The organism is Flavobacterium sp. GW823-FHT04A11 (assembly GCF_058796535.1).
The window spans coordinates 1,053,574-1,076,578 of the sequence record NZ_CM179503.1 but is presented as its reverse complement, the minus strand read 5'-3'; the positions used below and the strand labels follow the sequence as shown (position 1 = coordinate 1,076,578).

Annotated in this window: 20 protein-coding genes and 1 pseudogene; 13 read left to right on the top strand and 8 right to left on the bottom strand. The window is 35.7% G+C overall.

Annotation, left to right across the window (positions count from 1 at the left end; translation table 11 throughout):
* Positions 1 to 5: 5 nt before the first annotated feature.
* Entirely contained in the window at positions 6 to 788 is a 783-nt protein-coding gene (locus AC3QL1_RS04740; protein WP_492495542.1) for an enoyl-CoA hydratase/isomerase family protein, read from the top strand.
* Between the two features lie 117 nt (positions 789 to 905).
* Positions 906 to 1,304 carry a hypothetical protein gene (locus AC3QL1_RS04735; protein ID WP_492495540.1) on the top strand — a complete coding sequence of 133 codons (399 nt, stop codon included), beginning with the start codon at positions 906 to 908 and terminating at the stop codon, positions 1,302 to 1,304.
* Here the strand turns inward: AC3QL1_RS04735 and AC3QL1_RS04730 are convergent.
* The 4 genes from AC3QL1_RS04730 to AC3QL1_RS04715 all read right to left on the bottom strand — a co-directional run bounded on the left by AC3QL1_RS04730 (position 1,301) and on the right by AC3QL1_RS04715 (position 4,839).
* On the bottom strand, positions 1,301 to 1,693 hold the full coding sequence (locus AC3QL1_RS04730) for a hypothetical protein (RefSeq protein WP_492495538.1): 393 nt from the start codon (positions 1,691 to 1,693) through the stop codon (positions 1,301 to 1,303). The genes AC3QL1_RS04735 and AC3QL1_RS04730 overlap by 4 nt on opposite strands.
* A 64-nt stretch (positions 1,694 to 1,757) precedes the next feature.
* On the bottom strand, positions 1,758 to 2,411 hold the full coding sequence (locus AC3QL1_RS04725; RefSeq protein WP_492495536.1) for a metal-dependent transcriptional regulator: 654 nt from the start codon (positions 2,409 to 2,411) through the stop codon (positions 1,758 to 1,760).
* An 89-nt stretch (positions 2,412 to 2,500) separates the two neighbouring features.
* Positions 2,501 to 4,372, bottom strand: coding sequence for an Nramp family divalent metal transporter (locus tag AC3QL1_RS04720; RefSeq protein WP_492495534.1), 1,872 nt, complete (start codon positions 4,370 to 4,372; stop codon positions 2,501 to 2,503).
* A 74-nt stretch (positions 4,373 to 4,446) separates the two neighbouring features.
* Entirely contained in the window at positions 4,447 to 4,839 is a 393-nt protein-coding gene (locus AC3QL1_RS04715; RefSeq protein ID WP_492495532.1) for a Fur family transcriptional regulator, read from the bottom strand.
* 94 nt (positions 4,840 to 4,933) lie between these two features.
* Here AC3QL1_RS04715 and AC3QL1_RS04710 point away from each other — a divergent pair, with 94 nt between their 5' ends.
* The 7 genes from AC3QL1_RS04710 (at position 4,934) to AC3QL1_RS04680 (ending at position 11,802) form a co-directional block, all read left to right on the top strand.
* Positions 4,934 to 5,287: a MerC domain-containing protein gene (locus tag AC3QL1_RS04710; RefSeq protein ID WP_492495530.1), complete on the top strand. Its 354-nt coding sequence runs from the start codon at positions 4,934 to 4,936 to the stop codon at positions 5,285 to 5,287.
* A 4-nt stretch (positions 5,288 to 5,291) separates the two neighbouring features.
* Positions 5,292 to 6,200, top strand: coding sequence for an NAD(P)/FAD-dependent oxidoreductase (locus AC3QL1_RS04705; protein WP_492495528.1), 909 nt, complete (start codon positions 5,292 to 5,294; stop codon positions 6,198 to 6,200).
* 266 nt (positions 6,201 to 6,466) lie between these two features.
* Positions 6,467 to 8,728, top strand: a complete 2,262-nt coding sequence (locus AC3QL1_RS04700; protein WP_492495526.1) for a TonB-dependent receptor — start codon at positions 6,467 to 6,469, stop codon at positions 8,726 to 8,728.
* Between the two features lie 156 nt (positions 8,729 to 8,884).
* Complete coding sequence (locus tag AC3QL1_RS04695; protein ID WP_492495524.1) at positions 8,885 to 9,349, top strand: thioredoxin family protein; 465 nt, start codon at positions 8,885 to 8,887, stop codon at positions 9,347 to 9,349.
* Between the two features lie 18 nt (positions 9,350 to 9,367).
* Positions 9,368 to 10,540 carry a lycopene cyclase family protein gene (locus AC3QL1_RS04690; RefSeq protein WP_492495523.1) on the top strand — a complete coding sequence of 391 codons (1,173 nt, stop codon included), beginning with the start codon at positions 9,368 to 9,370 and terminating at the stop codon, positions 10,538 to 10,540.
* Positions 10,541 to 10,816: 276 nt separating this feature from the next.
* A complete protein-coding gene (locus AC3QL1_RS04685) occupies positions 10,817 to 11,254 on the top strand; it encodes an ArsR/SmtB family transcription factor (protein WP_492495521.1) in 438 nt (145 codons plus the stop codon).
* Positions 11,255 to 11,391: 137 nt separating this feature from the next.
* A complete protein-coding gene (locus tag AC3QL1_RS04680) occupies positions 11,392 to 11,802 on the top strand; it encodes a BrxA/BrxB family bacilliredoxin (protein WP_029271207.1) in 411 nt (136 codons plus the stop codon).
* 178 nt (positions 11,803 to 11,980) lie between these two features.
* On the opposite strand, the gene AC3QL1_RS04675 is transcribed toward AC3QL1_RS04680, so the two are convergent.
* Genes AC3QL1_RS04675 through AC3QL1_RS04665 form a run of 3 tightly spaced genes read right to left on the bottom strand, consistent with a single transcriptional unit; the run spans position 11,981 to position 17,547 of the window.
* The gene (locus AC3QL1_RS04675; protein WP_492495519.1) at positions 11,981 to 13,348 is read right to left on the bottom strand and encodes an efflux transporter outer membrane subunit; all 1,368 of its coding nucleotides are present in this window, start codon (positions 13,346 to 13,348) and stop codon (positions 11,981 to 11,983) included.
* Positions 13,345 to 16,488 carry an efflux RND transporter permease subunit gene (locus AC3QL1_RS04670; RefSeq protein ID WP_492495517.1) on the bottom strand — a complete coding sequence of 1,048 codons (3,144 nt, stop codon included), beginning with the start codon at positions 16,486 to 16,488 and terminating at the stop codon, positions 13,345 to 13,347. The genes AC3QL1_RS04675 and AC3QL1_RS04670 overlap by 4 nt, the downstream gene beginning before the upstream one ends.
* Positions 16,489 to 16,491: 3 nt before the next feature.
* Complete coding sequence (locus AC3QL1_RS04665; protein ID WP_492495515.1) at positions 16,492 to 17,547, bottom strand: efflux RND transporter periplasmic adaptor subunit; 1,056 nt, start codon at positions 17,545 to 17,547, stop codon at positions 16,492 to 16,494.
* Between the two features lie 378 nt (positions 17,548 to 17,925).
* On the opposite strand from AC3QL1_RS04665, the gene trhO reads away from it, so the two are divergent.
* The 4 genes and pseudogenes from trhO (at position 17,926) to AC3QL1_RS04645 (ending at position 21,942) form a co-directional block, all read left to right on the top strand.
* Positions 17,926 to 19,281 (top strand): oxygen-dependent tRNA uridine(34) hydroxylase TrhO, encoded by a 1,356-nt coding sequence (gene trhO / locus AC3QL1_RS04660; protein ID WP_492495514.1) that lies wholly within the window; start codon positions 17,926 to 17,928, stop codon positions 19,279 to 19,281.
* A gap of 32 nt (positions 19,282 to 19,313) precedes the next feature.
* Positions 19,314 to 19,753: pseudogene (gene tnpA, locus AC3QL1_RS04655) on the top strand (IS200/IS605 family transposase).
* A gap of 717 nt (positions 19,754 to 20,470) precedes the next feature.
* A complete protein-coding gene (locus AC3QL1_RS04650; RefSeq protein WP_492495513.1) occupies positions 20,471 to 21,712 on the top strand; it encodes a peptidase U32 family protein in 1,242 nt (413 codons plus the stop codon).
* Positions 21,712 to 21,942 (top strand): ferredoxin, encoded by a 231-nt coding sequence (locus AC3QL1_RS04645; protein ID WP_492495511.1) that lies wholly within the window; start codon positions 21,712 to 21,714, stop codon positions 21,940 to 21,942. Before AC3QL1_RS04650 ends, AC3QL1_RS04645 begins: the two co-directional genes overlap by 1 nt.
* A 75-nt stretch (positions 21,943 to 22,017) precedes the next feature.
* On the opposite strand, the gene AC3QL1_RS04640 is transcribed toward AC3QL1_RS04645, so the two are convergent.
* Entirely contained in the window at positions 22,018 to 22,986 is a 969-nt protein-coding gene (locus AC3QL1_RS04640) for a PorP/SprF family type IX secretion system membrane protein (RefSeq protein ID WP_492495509.1), read from the bottom strand.
* Positions 22,987 to 23,005: the final 19 nt, after the last annotated feature.

Genomic DNA, 23,005 nt, shown 5'->3' with positions numbered 1-23,005 from the left:
CTGTCATGAACTACGAAAATCTTTTAATTTCTATCGAAGAAAAAGTTGCAACCGTAACTATAAACCGACCTACAAAACTGAATGCTTTAAACAAAGCAACTATTAGTGATTTGAGCAAAGCGGTAAAATTATTGGGTAAAAATGATGATGTTCGTGTGATTATCATTACAGGAAGTGGAGAAAAAGCATTTGTGGCCGGAGCCGATATTTCAGAATTTGCCAATTATACTGTTGTTGAAGGCGCTCAATTGGCTGCCGAAGGACAAGAAACTTTATTCGATTATATTCAGGATTTAAAGAAACCCGTAATTGCTGCCGTTAATGGTTTTGCGCTTGGCGGTGGATTAGAACTGGCAATGGCGTGTCATTTCAGAGTAGCTTCAGACAATGCAAAAATGGGATTGCCGGAAGTAACTTTAGGATTGATTCCGGGTTACGGAGGAACACAGCGTTTGCCACAATTAGTGGGTAAAGGACGCGCGATGGAAATGATTATGACCGCAGCCATGATTTCTGCTGAAGAAGCAAAAGAATATGGTTTAGTAAACCACGTTGTTTCACAAGCTGAACTTTTGTCTTTTACAAATGTAATTGCTCAAAAAATCATTAAAAACGCACCATTTGCGATCAGTAAAGCAATAAAAGCAATCAACGCCAATTATACAGACGGCAAAAATGGTTTTGATACTGAAATAAAATCATTCGGAAAATGTTTCGGAACCCAGGATTTTAAAGAAGGAACCACAGCATTTTTAGAGAAAAGAAAAGCTGAATTTACAGGGAAATAATTTGTTGTACCACAGAGCAACACAAAGATTCGCAAAGAAAATTTATACAATTCTTTGCGAACCTTGCGTAAATCTTAGCGAACTTTGCGGTAAAAAAAAACTTAGCAACTTAAAAAAATGTACGAACCAATATTCGCTCTTTTTTGCGAACGCGTCAAAGAAAGCATTCAGGCCGGCACTTTTGCCAAATTAACTTTAGCAAAAACCATTGGTGATACCGAGATTAAGAATATTTATTTTCGTTTGGTTTTAAACGAAGACAATACTTATTCCATTTCATTGACTTCCCGTTACAAAACAGAAGAAACAGAAAGCATTCATTCTTTAGACGAAGCTTTATTAGTATTAGGATCTTATATCAAAAATCCATTTTTGACAGCGCTTTTGTTCACCACAGATAATGATGTGACTTTTAAAGTAAACAAGAAAAATGCAGGAAGTATCATCGAACAAGAACCAACATTTAAAAATGCATCTCCGGTTATGCTAGAAATGATCGAGAAGGGGATTGTTTAGGTTTTAGATATAAATTTTTGAACAAGAAAAGTATCGATTATAAAAGGTAATGTAATTGTTCCTGTAAAAATAATCAGTGTTGGAAATATGTCAATTTTGTATTTTGGCGCTTTTGAAAATTCGGGTTCTCTTAAGAAAATGGGATAATAAATATCCCGGATAATTTTATAAAGAAATAAAAAGATTAAGGATGTTTGCGAGCCAAAATAACTTAGTTTTTGTGAAGAAAAATCTTTGTCATAAAAGAAATACGCTCCTGCTATACATAATATTAATGCAAAAGCGAAGAACTTTAGTAAAACACCAGGCTTGTGTAGTTGATCTTGTTTGAAGATAATATAAGCTAGTGGAATCTGGAAAATTATATAAAAAAGTAAATCAAAATTCATAATCAGATTTATTATAAGCTTTACAAAAGAAATAAAATCTTAGTGAAGCTTTGTGAAACACCCCCTAAACCAGCTTCACAAATAAATTAGAAGCAATTTTATTGGAAATAGATAATTCTCTACTATTAATTTTAATTTTTACCGACAAATCGAAGGATTCTCGTGAAAGGAATTCAATCTTAGAACCCAATGCAATTTCTTGTTTATCGAGATATTTCAGGAATTCAGAAGAAGTATCTTTTACACCAACACAAATTCCAATTTGATTTTCTGTTAATTCAGAAAGCAATTGTTTTTCAATCTTGATAATTCGGCCATTCGCATCCGGAATCGGGTCTCCATGTGGATCTTCCGTTGGATTTCCAAGAAAATCATCCAGACGGTTAATCAATTGTTCCGATTTGATGTGCTCCAGCTGTTCTGCAATATCATGAACCTCATCCCAGGTAAAATTCAGTTTTTCGACCAAAAACACTTCCCATAAACGGTGTTTTCTAACAATCATTTTTGCGGCCAGTTTTCCGTTTTCGGTTAAAGAAACTCCCTGATACTTTTTGTAATTTACCAAATCTTTGTCAGAAAGCTTCTTAAGCATATCCGTAACCGATGAAGCTTTTGTCTCCATCATTTCAGCAATAGCATTGGTGCTTACTTCAGCATCGTTTGAAGCCGTAAGATGATATATCGATTTAAGATAGTTTTCTTCTGAAAAAGTCATTTTTTTATTTTTTGAGGTTCAAAGCTACAAAGGCACAAAGGTTCAAAGTTTTTAAACCTTTGTGCCTTTGCAACTCTGATACTTTGAACCTATTTTTTAACAATCAACAAAGGTATTGAAATTTTATGTCTCAATTTGTCTACGGTTGTACCAAATAAAATATCTTTTAAGCCAGTGTGGCCGTGGGTTCCCATTACTAAAATATCAAAATTTCCCTCGTTGATAATCTTCGGAATCACGGTGTTAGGTTTTCCGAAACCAAGTTCTGTTTTGATGTTAAATCCTTTTTGCGAAAGCATATGCTGATATTCTAACAATAATTTTTCGTCAACTGTTGTTTCGTGATCGTCAACATGACCGCCGTACATTAATGCTCCAACGGTTTCTACAATGTGAATTAAGGTGTATTTTGCGTCAATTCCGCCCAGTTCGAAGGCATTGTTTAAAGCAGCTTCATCCGCTTTAGAAAAATCGACAGAAATGGCGATGTTTTTCTTGCTGTAAAGTTGTTTTGGCGTGTATTCTAATTTTAAATGATGAGGTGAATGATTTTCGATATTCGATTTTATTCTGGCAATAAAAGGTTTGAATACGATATAAAGCAGCAAACCAAGAAAGCCAAATGCAAGCGGAACAACAGTTATCCACAGTAATACCGGATGATTGGAACTTTCAAGCCAGGAAGAGATTTCATCATAAACCAATTTTGCATTCAGTGAAACAATAATCGTAGCAATGATCCACGCAGCGATTTGGGTAATTCTTGAGATATGAAAACCTTTCATTTTTGTTTTATCGCTAACAAAGTGAATCAGCGGAATAATGGCAAAACCCAATTGTAAACTCAAGATCACCTGACTTAGGATTAAAAGTTTTCCAGTTACGCCTTCTCCATAAATCAGAATTACAACAACGGCTGGAACAATGGCGATTAAACGGGTTATTATTCGGCGAACCCAAGGCTGAATTCTTAAATTCAAATAACCTTCCATTACGATTTGTCCGGCTAAAGTTCCTGTTACAGTCGAGCTTTGTCCGGCAGCAATTAAGGCAACGGCAAATAATATTGGCGCCCATTTTGTTCCTAAAAGTGGTTCCAAAAATTCGTGCGCATCCTGAATTTCGGCAACCTGAAACATTCCGTTTTTGTAAAATGTCGCTGCGGCCAAAATTAAAATGGCAGCATTTACAAAGAATGCCAAGTTTAGCGCAATCGTAGAATCGATGAAATTATATTTCAATGCTTGTTTGATTCCGGCGGGAGTTCTGTCAAATTTTCTGGTTTGCACCAAAGAAGAATGTAAGTAGAGGTTGTGTGGCATTACCGTTGCACCAATAATACCGATGGCAATATATAGAGCGGCAGAACTTGGAATCGACGGAATTAATCCATAAATCACTTTATCGAGTTCAGGTTCAGCAAAAATCATTTCGAAAATAAATGAAAATCCAATAATGGCAACTAAAGCGATAATAAACGCTTCCATTTTTCGGATTCCTTTGTTGATCAGGAATAATAAAATGAAAGTATCCAGAACGGTAATTAAAACACCTTCGATAAGCGGAATTCCAAATAATAAATTAATTCCGATTGCCATTCCCAAAACTTCGGCAAGATCGCAGGCCGCAATGGCAATTTCTGCAAGGAAGTATAAAATGTAATTGATAAACTTCGAATAGGTTTCTCTCGAAGCCTGTGCCAAATCACGTTGTGTCACGATTCCGAGTCGTGCACTTAAACTCTGCAATAGCAAAGCCATTAAGTTACTCATCAGCAAAACCCAAAGTAAAGAATACCCAAACTGACTACCGCCAGCAATGTCTGTTGCCCAGTTTCCGGGATCCATATATCCAACGCTTACTAAATAGGCGGGACCTAAAAAGGCTAATATTTTTCTGAATCCTGTTTTTTTATGCTCTGTTGCAACCGATTGGTGAACTTCTTCTAAAGATTTGGTCATTGTGAAAATGTTGTTTTAACAAATATAGAGAAAAATTATATTCGCACAACAATATTTTTAGGCTAGTCTAAATCTTAAATGTTAGAATTTAAACAATTTGGGCACAATCCTGATAAGGTGAAATTTATCTCTTTCACTTTATAATTATGCGGCATAATATAACTTGGTTTTACATTCTCAAGACAAGTAATTTCATGACAATTTTCACAGCTAAAATGAGCATGATTATGTATGTGTACACGCTGATGCGAATGATTGCATTTTGCATATTTTACTGTTCCATCAAGATTAGAAATCTTATGAATAATATCGTCATTTACCAATCGATCGAGAATTCTATACGTGGTAACACGATCACAAACGTCGTTTAATTTTTTTTGAATTTCGGTATGAGAGAGCGCTGTTTTAGATTTCTCAAAAACCTCTAAAACGGCTGTCTTTGCTGTAGTGTTACGTGTTGTTTTCATTTGATATGAATAAATAATATTTAACGCAACTATGTTGCGTTTGATTTAAATGTGTATATTTGCAACATGATTGCATTAAGCAAATGTACAAGAAATGAAGAAAACAACAACATCCTTTTACGATATTTTAGGAATTTCAAGCGCAACAATTTGCCTCGTTCATTGTTTGATTTTTCCACTTTTAACAATCCTTCCATTAGGTGTAATTCACAACCCAATAATCGATTTAGTATTTGCTTCGATAGGCTTATTTGCAATCCTCAAAATTACGAAAAAATCAAGTCTTTTGGTTTCTTCTATTTTGATTGTTTCAATGAGCTTAATTTGGATGAGCATTTTGAGTGAAATTTTTTTAGAGATCCATCTTGATCTCATTTATTTTGGAGGAGCAGGAATGATTATCGGGCATTTGATTAATTATAAATTACACAAAAAATTAAATCATTAAAATTATGGAACAGAAGAATTTTGAAGTGATTATCATCGGCGGAAGCTACAGCGGATTATCTGCCGCCATGAGTTTGGGAAGATCTCTGCGTCAAGTTTTGATTATAGACAGCGGCTTGCCTTGCAACAGGCAAACGCCGCATTCTCATAATTTCCTGACACAAGACGGAGAGAAGCCTGCTATTATTTCGGCGAAAGCCAAATTACAAGTAGATCTTTATAAAACAGTTCATTTTTATAACGGACTTGCTACAAAAGCGATAAAAACTAAAAGCGGATTTGAAATAACCACAGCGTCCGGAGAAGTTTTCACTTCGCGAAAAATTCTCTTTGCAACGGGAGTTAAAGATTTACTTCCAGAGATCAACGGTTTTGCAGATTGTTGGGGAATTTCGATTTTACATTGTCCGTATTGTCATGGTTATGAAGTAAAGAATGAAAAAACAGCGATCATTACGAATGGCGAAATGGGTTTTGAATACGCAAAACTGATTTCCAACTGGACAAAAGATTTGAGATTGTGTACCAATGGAAAATCGACTTTGACATTAGAACAAACCGAAATCCTGAAGAAACATAATATTCAGATTTTCGAAGAAGAAATAGATTCCTTTGAACATACAAACGGATATGTAGAGAAAATCATTTTCAAAAACCAGGAAGAAGTTGCCGTTAAAGCCATATATGCAAGACCGCCTTTTGAGCAGCATTGTTCTTTGCCAAACGATTTGGGTTGTGAGATAAACGAACAAGGACTTCTAAAAGTTGATATGATGCAAAAAACGAATGTCGCAGGTGTTTATGCCAGCGGAGATTGTACCACGCAAATGCGATCTGTTGCAATTGCGGTTTCTACGGGATCTTTTGCAGGAGCCATAATTAATAAAGAACTTATTGATGAGGATTTTAGATAAATTTTTGCTGCTTATTTTTAAACACATAGAAACATAGCTTTTGAAGCTGTTGGAATGGTGTTTCACTTTGCTGTAACTAAACATAAACTATGTGTGATAGCTTGCTTTTTTTATATTCTTAAATATAGCAACTAGAAAATCTATGTTTCTATGTGTTTAAAAAGAAAATATAACATATTGAATTAAATCGAATTAAAAAATATAATTACGGAATCATTATTTGTCAAATTTAATTTTTAGATTTGTCTAAATATAATTTTACCACGATGAAAAATTCAATTTGGATATTGATATTATTTAATTTACACTTTTCTTTTGCCCAGGAAACTATCAAAATTTCTGGTTTTATTTCTGGAAATGGAAGAAAGATACAAGCCGCAAACGTTCATTTATTAGGTACAGACCAAAAAACAGTTTCAGATAGTTTAGGATATTATGCTTTTGAAAATGTAGCAATTGGAGATGGGAAAATTCAGGTGACCTCGACTGGATTTAAACCATTAACCCAAAGATTTTCAAATGTAAGCGGACAAAATATTACGCTTGATTTTGATTTAGAAGACAACGATAACCAGCTTAACGAAGTTGTAGTTTCCGGAACTTTAAAGGCAGTCAAAAGATTAGAAAGTGCTGTTCCGGTTGAGGTTTATTCAACGGTTTTCTTCAAGAAGAATCCAACTGCAAGTATTTACGAAGCGCTTCAAAATATCAACGGAGTTCGGCCGCAGTTGAATTGTGGTGTTTGTAATACGGGAGATATTCATATTAATGGATTGGAAGGTCCGTATACTTTGATTTTAATTGATGGAATGCCAATTGTAAGCAGTCTTTCGACCGTTTACGGTTTATCCGGAATTCCGAATTCATTGGTCGAACGAATCGAAATCGTAAAAGGACCTGCTTCGTCTCTTTACGGAAGTGAAGCTGTTGGCGGTTTAATCAACATTATCACTAAAAACCCAACAAATGCCCCGGTTTTTTCTGCCGATTATTTTACAACTTCTTATTTTGAAAGCAATCTGGATTTGGGAACAAAATTTAATGTCGGGAAAAAAGCAACAGCACTTTTGGGAGTCAACTACTTCAATTACGATCAGGTTATCGATAGAGACAAAGACAATTTTACCGATGTAACGCTTTCTGAAAGAATTTCGGTTTTTAATAAATGGAGTTTTCAGCGAAATAATAATCGCCTTTTTACGATCGCAGCCCGTGGAATGTATGAGGATCGCTGGGGCGGAGATGTTCGTTGGGAGAAAAAATACCGTGGCGGAGATGAGATTTACGGAGAAAGTATTTATACCAAAAGAGGCGAATTAATTGGAAGTTACCAACTGCCTTTTGAAGAAAAACTGATGCTTTCGTTCTCCGGAAACGTTCATTATCAGGACAGCCGTTACGGCACAACATCATTTATCGCCAATCAGAAAATTGGTTTCTTGCAATTAACATGGGATAAAAAAATTGGTCGAAATGATTTTCTTGCCGGAATCGCCAATCGCTATTCGTATTATGACGATAATACCACGGCAACAAAGGAAGCAGAAAGTACTTGGTTACCGGGAATTTTTGTTCAGGATGAAATTACGCTTTCGCCGAAAAGTCAGGTTTTGTTGGGAATGCGTTACGACTACAATTCGATTCATGGTTCTATTTTTACCCCAAGATTTGCTTACAGATGGAAGAAAAATGAAAACACAATTTTTAGATTCAACGCCGGAACCGGATTTAGAGTTGTCAACCTATTTACCGAAGATCACGCGGCGCTTACGGGTTCAAGAGATGTTGTGATCGCAAATGATCTGAAACCGGAACAATCCGTCAATGCCAATCTGAATTATATTCAAAAAATTAACTTTACGAACGGCACTTTTATCGGAATTGAAACTACGGCTTTTTATACCCGTTTCAGTAATAAGATTATATCTGATTATGAAACCGACCCGAATAAAATCATTTATGATAATATCGATGGATACGCCATCAGTCAGGGAATGAGTACGAATGTTGATTTGAATTTCACAAACGGATTAAAGTTTATTCTTGGCGCTACAATTTTAGACAATAAAAATGTTCAGAATGGAATTTCAGAAAGACCTTTTCTAACCGAGAAATTTACCGGAACCTGGAGTATTTCGTATAAAATAGAATCGCTAAATTTATTGTTAGATTATACCGGAAATGTTTACAGTCCGATGAAATTGCCTTTATTGAGCGAATACGATCCTAGAGATCCAAATTCGCCTTGGTACAGCATTCAGAATATTCAATTCACATACACAGGCTGGAAAAACTTTGAAGTGTACGGCGGAATCAAAAATTTGCTGAACTTTACTCCAAAGCAGCATAACCCGTTTTTGATTTCGAGAAGCAATGACCCTTTTGATAAAAATGTACAATACGATTCGTCGGGAAAAGTATTGGTTACGCCCGATAATCCGTATGGTTTGACTTTTGACACCACATACGTTTACGGACAAAACCAAACGATTCGCGGTTTTTTTGGGTTGCGATATACTTTGAGATAAAATGATTTTATGGCACACAGATTAGGCTGATTAAACGGGTTGTCGCGGACATAGTAATCGATGAACATTTGTCAGGCTGAGCGGAGTCGAAGCCCGTTCCAACATTCAAGCCTTCGACTCCGCTCAGGGTGACAATCGGGATAAAAGATAAACAAAATGAAAAAGCTAATACTTCTTATAATCTTCTTCGGAATAACTTCAACAGGATTTTGTCAGCTTCAAAGCAAATCTTTTGAGGAAGTGGATAGCTTACAGCAAATTCAAAAACGAAAAATCATTGTTTTTATTCATACTGATTGGTGTCAGTATTGCAAAAGAATGAAAACTACAACTTTCAAAAACAAAGAAATTATAGAAAAGCTAAACTCAGATTTCTATTTTATTGATTTTAACGCTGAGGATAAACGGAATATTTCATTTAATAATCAAACATTTAAATATCAGCCAACCGGAAATAATGTTGGAGTTCATGAATTGGCTTTGCAACTCGGAAAAATCAATAAGCAAATTGTTTATCCCGTTTTGTGTGTTTTGAATGAGAAAAACGAAATTATTCTGCAGTATAACAACTATCTGAATCCAAAAGATTTTAAAATCATTTTAGAAAAACTAAAAGAATAAAATTCCTTATTTTTGAAAATGAATTCTTCAGAAATAAAACACTTCAACTACATTTTTACAGGAACGGGTTTAGCTTCTTTAATGACCGTTTATAAAATGGTTTTGTCTGGAAATTTTACAGATAAGTCGATTTTGCTTTTAGATGAAAATCAAAAGAAAACCAATGACAGAACCTGGTGTTTTTGGGCAAAAGAAGAAACAATCTGGAACTCTATTATCTTCAAAAAATGGAATTCGGCTTTATTTGCCAATGAAAATTTTAAACGCGATTTGGCGTTGAAGCCTTATCAATACAATCAAATTAGAGGAATTGATTTTTATAATTTTGTATTTGATGAACTTTCTAAGCATTCAAACATTGTTTTTGTAAATGAAAAAGTAACGGATATCAATGAACTTGAAACACACGTTTTTGTTGGGACAGAACAAAACAGATATACTTGCGATTATTTATTCAACAGCATTTATACCAAAGCTTTAGCTTTAAATCAGAAAAAATATCCAGTTTTACAGCAGCATTTTGTGGGTTGGTTTGTGAAAACCGAAACCGAAATCTTCAATCCGGAAGAAGCAACTTTTATGGATTTTTCGGTAGAACAAAAAGGCAATACGCGTTTTATGTATGTTTTACCGACTTCTAAAAACGAAGCTTTGGTTGAATATACTTTGTTTTCTGAAAACCTTCTTCCTAAAGAAGAATACGAAAATGAGATTGGGATTTATTTAGAACAACTCGGAATACGAAACTTTGAAATTCAGGAAAAAGAGCAGGGAAGTATCCCGATGACTTGTTATCCTTTTTGGGAGAAAAACACAAAAAAGGTTTTAAATATTGGAACTGCCGGCGGCTGGACAAAAGCGAGTACGGGTTACACTTTTAGAAATTCGGATAAAAAATCAAGTGAATTAGTGGATTTTCTTCAAGGTAAAAGCGCTTCGACTCCGCTCAGCATGACGACGTTTTACAAGAAAAACAGATTTTGGTTTTATGACTTACTGCTTTTGGATATTCTGCATCGTAATAATGAACTGGGAAGTGTTATTTTTTCGTCCTTATTCAAAAAAGGAAATCCGACTTTGATTTTTAAATTTCTGGATGAAGAAACTACTCTAATAGAGGATTTTAAAGTGATTTCAAAATGTCCAAAATTGCCTTTTATTAAAGCATTATTTCGGGTTATTTTTAAATAAATGTTTTACGCAGAATTTTCGATTTTAATATTACTTCAAATAAATATCAAAAAATCTGCTCGATCTGCCAAATCTGCGAGCCTTAAATTCCATATCGTAAAAAACAGTTGATACGCTTAAACACAGATTTGACTGGTATAAAAAATTGTCTTATTCTTTTGTTTTAAGAACTTTTTCAGGTGATTAAAAATTCCTTTAACATCTAGTTTTGCCAATTCAAAAATAATGTGTGATTACTGTAATCGCACATTTACGATAATAATTAATGGGCAAATTATGGGAATTACCAAACATTTAAATTTTGATCTCGAGACAAAGGCCATAGGGAAAATCTGCAAAGCACTCGGACATCCGACAAGAATTGAGATTATGACGCTATTATGGAAAAGAAATAACAGAACTTGTGGTGAAATAGTTGAATTAATTCCATTAGCACAATCGACAATATCGAAACATTTATTAGAATTGAAAAAAGCAAATCTGGTCAATATCAAAAACGAAGGCAAAAAGATTATTTATTCTATTGACATTGAGAACATTGAAATACTCAAAAAATATTTGACGAGTTATCTTTCTACCATTGAAATTCCGGAACAAAATAAATCGACTGTTTTTGCGACGAGACATAAAATAAGAGGCCGAAATAGTTACTTGAAACAACACAATTATCAGTTTCCGGATAAGAAAATAAAAACAGAAAGTTTAGCTATTTAGCAATCAAACCATTAAGTATTTTTATCACTGTAAAACTTAACAATCGAACTATAACAAAACTTTATACTTCAGATTAACGAGTTGCGAGTAAACTTTGTAACTTTGCAGTTCAAAAGTAAAATTTAAAAGATAAAAATATGTATCCAGAAGAAATGGTAAAACCAATGCAAGCTGAATTAACAGCTGCAGGTTTTCAAGATTTACATAGTGCTGACGCTGTAGATAATGCTATCAAAGCTGAAGGTACCACTTTAGTTGTTGTAAACTCTGTTTGCGGTTGTGCTGCAAGAAATGCACGTCCGGGAGCAAAAATGAGTTTAGAAGGAGCTAAAAAACCAGATCACTTAATTACTGTTTTTGCTGGTGTTGACAAAGAAGCTGTTGATGCTGCAAGACAACATATGTTTCCTTTTCCTCCATCATCGCCTTCTATGGCTTTGTTCAAAAACGGAGAATTGGTTCACATGTTAGAGCGTCACCACATCGAAGGTCGTCCAGCTGAATTAATCGCTGAGAATCTTCAAGATGCTTTTAATGAGTATTGCTAGTTAGAGGTTCAAAGTAGCAAAGGTACAGAGGTACAAAGATTTTAAAAAAGCATCAGCTGTAGCTGATGCTTTTTTGTTTTATAAAATCAGTTTTAAACTTAGAACCTTAGCAACTCAGAACCTTAGAATCTTTTCTTTGAACCTTTGCACCTTTGCACCTTTGTACCTCAAAAAAAAACTAATTCCACCCTCCGCCGAGTGCTTTATACAATTGAACCATCGAACTTAGTTGTTTTTGGGTTAATTGCGAGAGGCTTAATTGTGCTTCAAATAGAGATCTTTGTGCGTCCAGAACTTCTAAATAGGAAACATAACCATTGTAATATCTGGCATTTGATAAATCGTAATTTTTTTGGGCAGCAATAACTTGTCGGTTTCTGGCAGCCCATTCTTCTTTGTAGGTTGCTACGTTTTGTAGTGAATTTTCAACTTCAGAAATCGCTATTAAATACGTTTTCTGGAAATCGAATTTTCGTTCTTCGGCAATTTGACGGTTTACATCAACGCGGCGTTTGTTTTTTCCGAAATTAAAAATCGGACCTGCAATTCCGGCGCCAACATTTTGAGTATACGAACCATCATTAAATAAATCTCCCACCATAACACTTGTAAAACCCGCAATCGCTCCAATATTAAAAGAAGGATATCGCATGGCTTGTGAAACTCCAATTCTCTCAAAAGAAGCACGGTATAAAAGTTCGGTTTGTTTTACATCGGGTCTGTTTTCTAATAATGCCGAAGGAACCGAGGTTGGAAAATTAGTTAGAATCAGTAATTCGCTATTGGTTTTTCCTCTTTCAATAGGTTGCGGAACCTGGCCAACTAAAATCGAAATGGAATTTTCAAGCGCTGTAATTTGTCTTTTGATCGCCGGAATATTAGCTTCGGCAATCGCTACTTGCTGCTCAATTTGCACTTTATCCAATTCGGCTACGTAACCGCTTAAAAAACGTTCGTTAATAATGTCGTACGCTTTTTGTCTGGTTTCTAAAGTGTTAATCGTAATTTCTAACTGATTGTCGAAGTCACGCATTTCAAAATACGAAATCGCAATATTGCTTACAATATCAGAAAGAACGACTTTTCGGGCTTCATCAGTAGCCAGAAGATCATTTTGAAATGCTTTTGTCTGATGGCGGTATTTTCCCCAAAAGTCCAATTCCCAAGACATATTGGCCAATAAAGAAGTTGGCTGAATCATAGTTTGGGCACTATTTACTTGCCCTGAGTATTGAAAAGCAGGAAATAGATCAGCTTTCGCAATTCCTAAATTGGCTTTTGCCTGTTCTAAACGCGCGATGGCTATTTTTAAATCTAAATTGTTTTGAATTCCTTTTTCAATCAAACCAATTAAAACGGGATCATTAAATATCGTTGACCATTTTATGGTTGTTACCGAATTTGTCGAGTCGGTACTGTGTTCTCCATGCAAAAAAGAATCTGCTTTTGGTTTTTCGGGCTTGGCATATTTTGGTCCAACCATACATGCGTAAGGAAAAATTGCCATCAAAAGTAATGCTGTTACTAATTTTAGATTTTTCATCATTCCTGTTTTTTAGTTTCATCAGTTTCTTTTGAATGTTTTTTACCAAAACTTTCAATAAATACAAAGAGTACAGGAATTAAACAAACTCCTAAAACAGTGGCGACAAGCATTCCGCTAAAAACCGTCATTCCCATTACTTTTCTGGCTTGTGCTCCGGCTCCGGTAGCCGTTAATAAAGGAACAACTCCCAGAATAAAAGCAAAGGCCGTCATTAAGATAGGGCGGAAGCGAAGTTTTGCGGCATAAAGTGCGGCATCAACAACGGGCATTCCTTTTTCATATTCTTCCTTGGCGAATTCTACAATCAAAATAGCATTTTTGGCCGCTAAACCAATTAACATTACGAGACCAATTTGCGCAAAAACATTATTGACATAATCGGGACTAAATAATCGGCAGAGATATAATCCTAAAAAAGCACCAAAAACAGCAAAAGGAGTTCCGAGAAGTACACTAAAGGGCAGTTTCCAGCTTTCGTATTGCGCGGCGAGAATTAGAAATACAAAAACCAATGCCATAATAAAAACGGTATTTCCTTTTCCTTCGGCTTGTTTTTCCTGAAAACTCATATTCGCCCATTCATAATCCATGGCTGCGGGCAATACTTTTGCTGCTGTTTCCTGCAAAGCGTTCATGGCATCGGCGGAAGTAAATCCCGGTGCCGGTGTTCCACCAATTTCTGCAGCACGATATAGATTGAATCGGGTTGTGAATTCTGGTCCGCTTTCTTTTTTGATTGTGGCAATACTCGAAATTGGAATCATTTTGTTGTCCCGACTTCGAACAAATATTTTGTTGATGTCTTCCGGATTTACCGTAAAACTTGGATCTGCCTGAAGCAGTACAATATACTGTCTTCCAAATTTATTGAATTCATTAATATATTGACCTCCCAAACTGGCGCCAATTGCGAGATTTACATCGGATAATGAAAGACCGAGTTCCGTGACTTTTTCACGATCAATATCAAGACTGATCTGGGGAACATTCGGATTAAAAGTGGTTCTTATAGTTCCAATTTCTGGTCTTTTCCTGGCTTCGGCCATAAATCGCTGTGCGTTTTCAAAAAGATATTGGGGTGTATTTCCTTCTTTGTCCTGAAGCATCATGGAAAATCCGGCCGCATTTCCAATTCCGGTAATGGGCGGCGGTCCAAAAGCAAAAACTGTGGCTTCGGGAATTCCGAAAACTACTTTTCCGTTTACTTCTTTCAGAATTTGAAAAACATCCTGTTCGCGTTCTTTCCATTCTTTTAATGCTACAAAGAAAAAACCATTATTGGTTGCAACAGAGTTTTTGATTAAACTGAATCCGGCAACCGAGGTGTAATATTCAACACCTTTATTTTTAGATAATATATGTTCGATTTTCTCAATTACTTTTCCGGTTCTTTCCAGAGAAGAAGCACCGGGCAATTCAATATTCACAAACATATATCCCTGATCTTCTTCGGGGACAAATCCTCCCGGAATTTTTCCTCCCAAAAGAATAATGGCTCCAACGAGAATTCCGATGAAAATAAAACTCCGTGCTGTTTTCCTGATTAAATATCCTGAAAAACCAGTGTACTTGTCTGTAAAAGCTCCAAATTTTCTGTTGAAAGCAGCAAAGAATTTTCCGAGCCAGCCTTTTGCTTCCTGATTTGGTTTTAGTAATAACGAACATAAAGCCGGACTTAAAGTTAAAGCGCTTAAAGCAGAGAAAATCACAGATATAGCAATTGTAATGGCAAATTGCTGATACAATCTTCCTGTAATTCCCGGCGTTAATGCAACAGGAATAAATACTGCTGTTAAAACAATGGCAATGGCAATTACCGGTCCTGAAACTTCTTTCATCGCCTGATTGGTGGCTTCTTTTGCAGACATTCCGTGTTCGATATGATGCATAACGGCCTCGACGACAACTATGGCATCATCAACTACAATTCCGATAGCGAGAACCAATCCCAAAAGGGAAAGTACGTTTATTGAAAATTCTAAAAGCGGAAAAAGCATGAAAACACCAATGAGAGAAACAGGAACGGTTAATAACGGAATTAAAGTGGCGCGCCAGTTTTGCAAAAAGATAAATACTACAATGATTACCAGAATAATAGCTTCTATCAAAGTATGCATAATTTCGTTTATTCCTTCAGAAATGGCTAAAGTAGTGTCTAATGAAACACGGTATTTTAAATCCTGTGGGAAACGTTTACTTAATTGTTCAATGGTTTTTTTGACATTTTCGGCAACTTCCAAAGCATTGGAACCCGGCATTTGCTTAATTCCTATAGTTCCGGCGGGACTTCCGTTTAGTTTTGCGACAGAGGCGTAACTTTCGGTTCCTAATGTGACAGTTCCAATATCTTTAAGCCGAACTTGTTGATTGCTGATGTTGGATTTGAGGATAATATTTTCAAAATCTTCCGGATTGACCAAACGATCTTTCAGTGTTACGTTATAGGTAAATTCATTGTTGTCTTTTGCAGGCGGAGCGCCAAATTTTCCTCCGGGCGAAATGGCATTTTGCTCTTTAATAGACTGAATAATATCAGGAACAGTCAGGTTGTACTTGGCCATGATATCGGGCTTGACCCAAATTCGCATCGCATAATTACTTCCTCCGTAAAGCGTAACTTCTCCAACCCCTTTGATACGTGCCAATGCATCGACCAAATTTATGCTGGCATAATTGGTCAGAAAATTATTGTCGAATGTTTTGTTGGGTGAGTAGAGGGATAAAATTAACATAGGCATCGAAAGTGACTTTTTGGTTGTAACTCCCGTTGTCTTTACATCGTTTGGTAATTTGTTTGTGGCTTCGTTTACTCTGTTTTGGGTAAGCATGGTGGCGATGTCCAAATCTGTTCCCATGTCGAATGTTATGTTTAACGTCATACTCCCATCACCTGTATTAGTCGATTGCATGTAGAGCATGTTTTCAACTCCGTTTACTTTTTGTTCGATTGGCGTTGCAACGGCTTGTTCAACATTTAGGGCATTGGCACCGCGATAGCTTGTTGAAACTTGTACCAAAGGCGGTGCAATTTCAGGATATTGTGCAATGGGAGTTCCAAGAATAGAAAGTCCTCCAACAATAACGATAAATATGGATAGTACAATGGCGACTATCGGTCTTCTGACAAAAAAATTATCCATAATTTAGTCGTTTAGTGATGATGCAATCTGTTTCTTGTCTTTTTCGGCTACGTAAGGAATCGGAACGACCTGTGATCCTGGCTGAATAAATTGATTACCAATAATGGCGACTTTTTCATTGGCTTTTAAACCTTTAGTAATAATCCAGTCAACGCCTATTTTCTGACCCACTTCTACCATTCGGGATTGAATGGTATTTTTCTCATCAATTATAGAAACAGAAAAAAGTCCCTGAATTTCGGTTACGGCTTTTTGAGGAACAACAATGGCGTCTTTTTGAGTTCTAAGTAAAACGCGAACTTTAGCAAATTGCCCAGATCGTAAAGTGCCGTCCGGATTTGGAAATTGTGCTTCAATAGTGACTGTTCCTGTAGTGGGATCTATTTTTGTGTCTGAAAAATTTAAACTTCCTTTTTCAGGGTGAATGCTTCCATCAGATAATATTAATTGAAGATCTGTGATTTTTTCTCCGGCTTTGGTTTGTTTCTGATATTTGAGATAATCAGATTCGCTGACGGTAAACTGAACTCTGACTTTTTCTAGTTTTGAAACGGTATTTAATTTTGAAGAGTTTCCCGCTTTGGTAATATAATCGCCTAATCTCGCATTCGAAAGTCCGATTACGCCATCAATTGGAGACTTTATATTGGCATAACCCCGTTCTATTTGTTGGTTTTTTAAACTTGCCACAACACTGGCGTAGTTTGATTTTGCTGCTTTTTCTTTGGCTACAGCCGCATCCAATTCTCTTTTACTGACGGCATTCATATCTGCAAGAGGCCGAATTCGTTTTAATTCTTCTTCGGCATTTACCAAACCACTCTGGGCAACAGCCACTTGTCCGCGGGCTTGTTCCACTTTAGTTTCATATTCCAAAGGATCAATGGTATAAAGCAGTTGTCCTTTTTTGACTTTTTGTCCTTCTTTGAAATACATTCCGGTTAGAATTCCGTCAACCCTTGCAATTAGTTCAATGTCTAAATCTCCAAAAGTTTGTCCTGCAAAGTCTTTGTATATGGGAACATCTTCACTCTTGACGGTTACAAAAGGTGCCTGCATGGGAGGCGGGGCTTTCTTTTCTTCTTTTTTACAAGAGATGAAAATTGTTAAAAATAAAAGAATGGGGAAGAGTGGTTTGGGTAGTTTTAAAGCATTCATAATCACAAATGTTAAAATTGTACCATATAAATGTAATGAAATAATTGTAACTTACTGATATACAGTTGCTGTTTTTTATTACCGTATGATTTTTCTTAATGAAAAAGGACTTTGCTTAATTTCATTAAATGCTTTAAATCTAACATTTGACTTATAAGATTACATTTTTGGCTTTTTGTATATTTTGAAATTGCGAAGAATAGACTACCTTTGCGCCCGAATTCACTATGAATGCTGAATTCAATACATACTTATTTCTCAACTTAAAAAGTTTATAGCATGCAACTGTACAACACTTTAAGCGCAGAAGAAAGAGCCATCATGATCGATGATGCCGGTAAACAACGACTAACGTTGTCTTTCTATGCGTATGCCAAAATTCAAGATCCCAAAAAATTTCGCGACGATTTATTTATAGCCTGGAATAAGCTTGATGCTTTAGGCCGAATTTATGTTGCCACCGAAGGATTAAATGCTCAAATGAGTATTCCAGAAGAAAATTTGGAGGCTTTTAGAGCTACTCTTGAAGTTTATGATTTCATGAAAGGCATACGATTGAATGAAGCGGTTGAACATGATGATCATTCATTTTTAAAATTGACCATTAAAGTTCGTGACAAGATCGTTGCCGACGGTTTGAATGACGCGACTTTTGATGTAACTAATATAGGCGTTCACCTGAAAGCCAAAGAATTCAACGAAATTTTAGAGGATCCAAATACGATTGTAGTTGATTTTAGAAATCATTACGAAAGTGAGGTAGGACATTTTAAAAATGCAATTACTCCTGATGTCGAAACTTTTAGAGAAAGTTTACCGATAATCAACGAACAGCTTCAAAATCATAAGGAAGATAAAAACCTCGTAATGTACTGCACTGGCGGAATTCGCTGCGAAAAAGCAAGTGCGTATTTTAAACATCAGGGTTTTAAAAATGTATTTCAATTAGAAGGCGGAATTATTAATTATGCCAAACAAATTGAAGCCGAAGGTTTAGAAAGCAAATTCATCGGGAAAAATTTCGTGTTTGATAATCGTCTTGGCGAAAGAATTACGGATGATATTATTTCGCAATGTCACCAATGCGGAAAACCTTGCGACAATCATACCAACTGCGAAAATGATGGATGTCATTTATTATTTATTCAATGTGATGAATGTAAAGCTGCAATGGAAAATTGCTGTTCTACGGAATGTCTTGACATTATCCATATGCCTTTGGTTGATCAGGTAAGATTAAGAACCGGAAAACAAGTTGGAAATAAAGTCTTCAGAAAAGGAAAATCGGAGAATTTGAAATTCAAACATTCAGGAGATTTAGCTGACACCCCTTTGGCTGCAGCCGAAAAACCAGTTGATATTCGTCAGAAAATAAAAGTCAAAAAAGTACTTATTGGTAAAGCAGAACATTATTATGTAAAAGCTCAGGTTGGACAATTTACTATTGAAAACCAAGAACTTAATATTGGGGATAAAATTATAATTTCAGGACCAACTACAGGTAATCAGGAATTAGTTTTAGATAAAATGGTTGTTGACGGGGCAGAAACTCAAACTGCTAAAATTGGTGATAAGGTTACTTTTGAAGTTCCTTTCAGAATTAGATTGTCAGATAAATTGTACAAAATAATTTAAAGTTGTAAATTAGCAGAATTAAGCTAATTTATATGTCACGCTCGTTTACTAAATTATGGATTCATGCAATTTGGGCGACCAAAAACCGTCAGGAATTAATTGATTATTCAATTGAGGAAAACGTATATGATTATATTCGGGATGAACTAATTGAACAGGGATGTTCCGTTAGAATTATCAACGGAATGGCTGATCATGTGCATGTTTTATTTTTACAAAATCCACAAAAAACTATCTCAGACCTTTTAAAGCAAATTAAAGGGAGTTCCTCGCATTTTATAAATAGCGGAGATTTATCCTTGAAAAATTTGCCTGGCAAACTGGTTTTGCTGCTTATTCAGTCAGCGAGTCCCAGTTGGATCTTGTACATAATTACATAAAAAATCAAAAGAAACATCATCTTACCAAAAACGGACAAGATGAATTTGATGAATTTGTAAAATTACATGGGCTGGGGACTGATATAAAATGATCTACTTTACGTCCCCAAGGTTGAAACCTCGGGCTAATGTTTAAAACTTTAGAAATGTATTTTGGAAAGCAGCGAACGGTTTCAACCCTCTGGATGGATATGAGATGTTCTACTTGCGTCCCCAAGGTTGAAACCTCGGGCTAAATTCTAAATGTCTAGACATGTATTTTTGGAAAGTAGCGAACGGTTTCAACCGTTTGGATGGATACGAGATGCTTTACTTTACGTCCCCAAGGTTGAAGCCTTGGGCTAATGTTTAAAACGTTTAGAATGTATTTTTGGAAAGTAGCGAACGGTTTCAACCGTTTGGATGGATACGAGATGATCTATTTGCGTCCCCAAGGTTAAAAACCTCGGGCGAATGTTTAAAACGTTTAGAATGTATTTTTGGAAAGTAGCGAACGGTTTCAACCGTTTGGATGGATATAAGATGCTTTACTTTACATCCCCAAGGTTGAAACCTCGGGCTAAATGTCTAAATGTTTAGACTTGTATTTTTGGGAAGTAGCGAACGGTTTCAACCGTTTGGACGGATATGAGATCCTCTACTTTGCGTTCCCAAGGTTGAAACCTCAGGCTATGTCTAAAACATTTAGAGATAGATGTACCAAAAAAACAAATCGATTTCAACAGATTGCGGATAATATAAGATGGTCGATCATAATTGAAAAACAAAATAACCAACAGTTCTAAACTTTGGGAACAAAATCAATAAAAATGACAACAAATAATAAAATTGAACTTATGGCTCCTGCCGGGAGTTTTGAGTCGCTTCAGGCTGCGCTGGATAATGGTGCAGATTCTATTTATTTTGGTGTAGACCAACTCAACATGCGTGCGCGTTCAACGGTAAATTTTACTGTTGATGATTTAAAAGAAATTGCAAGTCGTTGTGAGGCTAAAAAAGCACGAAGTTATTTGACTTTGAACACGATTATTTACGATCACGATTTATCTGTTGTAAAAACACTTTTGAACAAAGCCAAAGAAGCTAATATTACTGCCGTTATCGCATCTGACCAAGCTGTAATTGCGATGGCAAGAACAATTGGAATGGAAGTTCATATTTCGACTCAATTGAATGTAACGAATATAGAAACCATAAAATTCTACAGCCTGTTTGCTGATACAATGGTTTTAAGCCGTGAATTGAGTTTGCGTCAGGTAAAAAATATCACCGCTCAAATTGAAAAAGAACAAATAAAAGGGCCAAATGGAAATTTAGTAGAAATTGAAATTTTCGGTCATGGAGCTTTGTGTATGGCGGTTTCGGGTAAATGTTATTTAAGCCTGCATTCACACAATTCATCTGCAAATCGTGGAGCTTGTAAACAAAATTGCCGTAAAAAATATACCGTTATTGATCAGGAAAGTGGTTTTGAAATCGAATTGGATAACGAGTATATGATGTCACCGAAAGATCTATGTACAATTGATTTTCTGGATCAGGTTATAGATTCGGGAATTCAGGTGCTTAAAATCGAAGGTCGCGGTCGTGCTCCGGAATATGTGGCTACGGTTATTAAAACCTATCGTGAAGCCATTGATGCGTATTATGAGGGTACTTTCTCAAAAGACAAAACGACAATCTGGATGGAAACTTTAAACACGGTTTATAATCGCGGTTTCTGGTCAGGTTATTATCTAGGACAAGAATTAGGAGAATGGAGTGATATCCCGGGATCTGCAGCGACACAAAAGAAAGTATATGTTGGTAAGGGAACACATTATTTCCCGAAAGCAAATGTTGGACAATTTAAAATTGAAGCTTACGATATTAAAATTGGAGATAAAATCCTTGTCACCGGTCCAAGCACAGGTGCACAGGAAATGATTATTGACGAAATGTTTGTAAATGATTTGGCTTCTGAAAAAGCAACAAAAGGCGACGATTGTACTTTTAAGTTACCTTTCAGAATCAGAATGTCTGACAAATTATACAAAATAGTTGAAGCATAATGGTTATTGTTACTTTACAAAGAGATAAATGCATCGGCTGTAACTATTGCGTCGAAATGGATCCGATGAATTTTCAAATGTCAAAAAAAGACGGAAAATCAGTTTTGCTTCATTCCCAAAATGCAAAAGGTTTTTTTACTTTGAAATCACCTAATCATGCGATTGTTGAAAGTTGTGAATTGGCTGCGAAAGCTTGTCCGGTAAAGATTATAACCATCAAGGAAACGTAATCGTATAAAAAAACCGTATTACATAATGGTGTAATACGGTTTTTATTTTTAATCTTTTTTATATAAGTTTTACTTTTAATGAACAGGACTTTGAGTACACGAACAATTACTTATTCCTCTAAAGAAATCAAGTCCTATAGTTACAACATGAGTTCCTGAGTTATAAGCTCCAATTTGGTTTAAAGATGCCTGGTACGAATAACCAAAGTAGAAACTATTCTTTTTAAATCCTGCCATTGGCCCAGCCATTAAAGGTTCCAAAGGCTGATCATTTAAGAAACGATAAGAAATCCCAATCCAAAAATAGTCCTCATACTTATTGTACTGTCTGTATTTAAAATTGAAATCAGTACTGGAGCGTTTATCGCTCGCAAACATTTGATAGTAGACAGAGGGTTCAAACTCGACTCTATCGGTTGCACCTTTAAAAGTATATCCGGTATATATTTGATAATTACGAAGCAAATTTGGCTCTATTCCTGTAAATTGATCTATTTTTTTATCGAGAATATTGCTAATATTCAGACTCAAATAAAAACCTCTGTTTCTATACAAGGCTCCTATATCAAAATTGGCATTAGACATATAGCGATTATTTGTAATGCCGGGATCGACAACCGGATTGTCGTAAGTTGGTTTAAATTTATCGACGTCAATTTTGAAGTTATTAAAGTTAAACGAAATTCCTAAAGACAAATATTGCTTGGAATAATAATCCAGGATTAAATGATGAGCAAATGATATTTTGGCTCCCATTTGTTCAGTATATCCGTTACTATCATTATAAAGAGAGACTCCAACTCCTGAGCGGTCTAAAACCCTAAAATCGGCATATAGCGATTGGTTATCAGGGGCGTCTTTAATGCCAACCCATTGTGTTAATCCATTAGCACGTATTCTTAAATTGTCACCAATACCGGCATAGGTAGGAGAGATAACAAATGAATTATCAGCTAAATATTGCGTGAAAACGGGCAGGTTTAATTCCTGGCTGTAACCTGAAGTTACAGCCATAAGTAGAATTGATATGATAATTTTTTTCATGGTATTATAAGTTTTAGAT